We start from the raw sequence: 3128 nt of genomic DNA, 5'->3' as shown, positions 1-3128 counted from the left end.
TCCCTAGTCATAGCCGGGGAAAAGTATTGTTAGATGCAATTAGCAAGAAGAAAGAGGAATAAACATGAGAAAACAGAAAGTGATTGTCTTTTTGCCAGCCTATAATGAGGAAGAGTCCATTGGGGAAGTCATAGAAAGCATCCCCAGACACTTTCATCAACAGGTAGAGGTTAAAGTTTTAGTTATCGATGATGGGTCAAGGGATCATACAGTCCATGTGGCTAGAAAAGCTGGAGCTGACTATATTGTCAGTTTCGAGAAAAATCGAGGTCTTGGAGCAGCAGTTCGTTCAGGGTTAAAGGAAAGTTACGAATTAGGTGCGGATATCGCGGTCATGATTGATGCAGATGGAGAATACCCCTCTAGCCAAATACCAGATTTATTGGAACCCATTTTTAAAGGAGAAGCTGATTATACAATGGGTTCCCGTTTTTTGGGAACGATAAATGGGATGAAACTTCATCGCCGTCTCGGTAATTATTTTTTTACTTTCGTTCAGAGTTTGTTACTCAGAAGGTGGATTTATGATGGTCAGTCAGGGATGAGGGCTTTTACAAAACAAGCTCTTAAACATGCAGAAATCGTCCATAATTATAATTACGCACAGGTTTTAACCTTAAATCTCGTCAGAAAGGGTTTTCGAGTGAAGGAAGTCCCGATTCAATATCAAGTTCGTTCGACGGGAGAATCATTCATTACTTTCAGAGGCTATCTATCATCCGTGATTCCGGCCATTTGGAAAGAAGTAAAAAGACCGGTTCAAAAAGTAAAGATAGATGTAAATGCTCATCAGTTGAAGAATATGAATACGTATAAATTAGAGGAAGATAAATGGGGAAATGTAAGCATTGCAAATAGAAATTGACAAAATAAATGATAATAAATATCATTATCATGTAGGAGGATTTTAGATGAAAAAACTATTAATTTATTGTTTTATGTTAATATTTGTTCTTACTCAATCATTTCCAATTTCCGCCAAAGCCTATACGTATGGAGACCCAAATGAAGAGGCATTGGCAGAAGTATATAAAAAAATGCTTATTGAACTAGACAAAAATCCTCCAGACTATGTCACAGCGGAAAATCATTTTAATACAGTCAAAGAAGAAGTCGACATGCATATGGGATCAGAGCCGACAACAGTTATTCTTCAAAATCTTGAAAATAAAGATAAAGAACAAGTGATTAATAATATGGATAAACTCCTTGTATTGAATATCGCAAGACGTTTGGAAAATATCGATGAAAACTTCTCGGAGTACGAAACAAGCAAGCGTTTATTAGCAAAGGGATTTGCTACATATGAAGCCTTATCACCAAAAGTTGAAGCAAGAAATCCTGAAATGGATAAAGAGATTAGATCAGAATTTGATATAGCTCTAAATTCATTAGGAAATCCAGGACTTTTTGGCGTTGGCCAAAAAGAGGCTGATAAGAAGGCCTTTGATGCGAGTAAAGATAAAATATTTTCTTTACTAAAAAAAGAGTTTAACTTAAAGAGTTTGAAAGTTGGACATTTTGAAGGGGAGTCCACTAATACTAGTACTCAAAAAAAGGATTGGACAGATATCTCCAATTTACGAAATTGGCTTCCGCTAATGATAATCGTTGTAATCATTGTCGGAGTTGTAATCTATACGATTCGCAAAAAGAAAATCAAATAATCAAGGTTTATAAGGACGCTTTAGATTTTCTTATATGGGGAGAGGAGAAAAATCTGTGGAGATACAAGCTTTATTAATTACCTTCCGTGAAGTCTTGGAAGCATTGCTCATTGTTGGAATCATAACAACGTATCTAAAAAGAATGGGCCAAAACCATTTTACAAAGTATGTATGGTTAGGGGCAGGTCTTGCTGTACTTGCTAGTGTAGGTGTAGCGATGCTATTCCAGATTGTACTTACAGGCTTCGCTTCAATGGGCAGCGAGATGTATTTGAAGATAGGGATTATGCTGGTTTCTGCTATATTGTTAACGCAAATGGTTTTTTGGATGTCTAAGCATAGCAGAGATATGAAAGGTAATATGGAAGGAAAGATGGAACACTTTATTACAACGGGTAATGTAGTCGGTATGGTGATTCACTCATTTCTGGTTGTCCTTCGTGAGGGGGTTGAGACAGTTTTCTTCTTTGCGGCAATTACGGGTGGAAATATTGGCGCTGCCATGAAAGGCTGGGGGGCCATTACCGGAGTAATTATTGCTGCCATTGTTTCTTATGTCTTCTTTAAAGGGACTATGAAGGTTTCCCTTAAAACGTTCTTTAAAGTAACTGGTATTTTTATCATATTGATTGCGGCAGGTCTTTTAGTTCAAGCGATTTCAATAATGCAAGATTTAAATATTATTGGAAGTGTTATACCGCATTTATATGATTTAACTTGGTTTCTTCCAGAACATCCAATTGATTATGATCACTATTTGCGTGATCACGGGACGGCTCCCATTTTGTCAGGAGATATTGGAATTTTCCTTAAAGCATTATTCGGATATTCTTCTATGCCATCTTTAGAAGAGGTTATTGCCTATATTGGTTACTTTGTTGGTATCTACCTATTAACTTCATTTAAGTCAAATGGGAACAATGAGAGTACCAACAAGATCGAAAAGGAAAAAGAATTGAAAGCACAGGCAAAATAAAATTATTTTTCTCTCTGATAAAAAAGTACAAGGTTTTTTCCTTGTGCTTTTTCCATGTGAAGGCTAATTAATTAGAAAATGGTGATTGAGTATGGAAAGGAAAGATCAACTGGTTACACCAACTAAAATATTCAATATAGGTATTGCTCTTATTAGCATATTTTCGATAATGTTTCTATTTTGGACTCAATTAACTCATGTTAATTCCTTTGCTTCTACATGGGATCAGGTGGATTATGCGCTTGCATTAGATCGATATGATTTGATGGCTATGCAACCGCATTTCCCAGGGTACCCTTATTTTATTTTAGGCGGGTATTTTATTCATCAATTTGTCGATAATAAGGTATCTTCACTGACTATTTTTAATATTTTGTTTTACTTCAGTGCTTTGTTTCCAATGTATAAATTGGCAAGGCATTATGTTTCAAGATCATATAGTTTAGGGATTATTTCAATAGTATACTCCTCGACCTATGTTATGG

The 3128-nt window shown here is 35.8% G+C and carries 3 protein-coding genes and 1 pseudogene; all 4 read left to right on the top strand.

All coding sequences use genetic code 11. The annotated features are described in order from the left end of the window. The first annotated feature begins 64 nt into the window (after nt 1-64). Nucleotides 65-865 carry a glycosyltransferase family 2 protein gene (locus tag AC1DUW_RS24400; RefSeq protein WP_053344888.1) on the top strand — a complete coding sequence of 267 codons (801 nt, stop codon included), beginning with the start codon at nt 65-67 and terminating at the stop codon, nt 863-865. 46 nt (nt 866-911) lie between these two features. Further along, nucleotides 912-1667 carry a hypothetical protein gene (locus AC1DUW_RS24395; RefSeq protein ID WP_053344889.1) on the top strand — a complete coding sequence of 252 codons (756 nt, stop codon included), beginning with the start codon at nt 912-914 and terminating at the stop codon, nt 1665-1667. Nucleotides 1668-1722: 55 nt separating this feature from the next. After that, nucleotides 1723-2643: an FTR1 family iron permease gene (locus AC1DUW_RS24390; protein WP_053344890.1), complete on the top strand. Its 921-nt coding sequence runs from the start codon at nt 1723-1725 to the stop codon at nt 2641-2643. Between the two features lie 91 nt (nt 2644-2734). Then, nucleotides 2735-3128 (top strand): annotated as a pseudogene (locus AC1DUW_RS24385) (hypothetical protein); the annotation flags it as partial.

The sequence above is a fragment of the Peribacillus sp. P4_C12 genome, assembly GCF_056402095.1.
This window is presented reverse-complemented; position numbering and strand designations above follow the sequence as displayed.

What these genes read in the sequence shown, in the direction of transcription:
- AC1DUW_RS24400 (WP_053344888.1), top strand. Translation starts at nt 65, where the DNA reads ATGAGAAAACAGAAAGTGATTGTCTTTTTGCCAGCCTATAATGAGGAA.
- AC1DUW_RS24395 (WP_053344889.1), top strand. Translation starts at nt 912, where the DNA reads ATGAAAAAACTATTAATTTATTGTTTTATGTTAATATTTGTTCTTACT.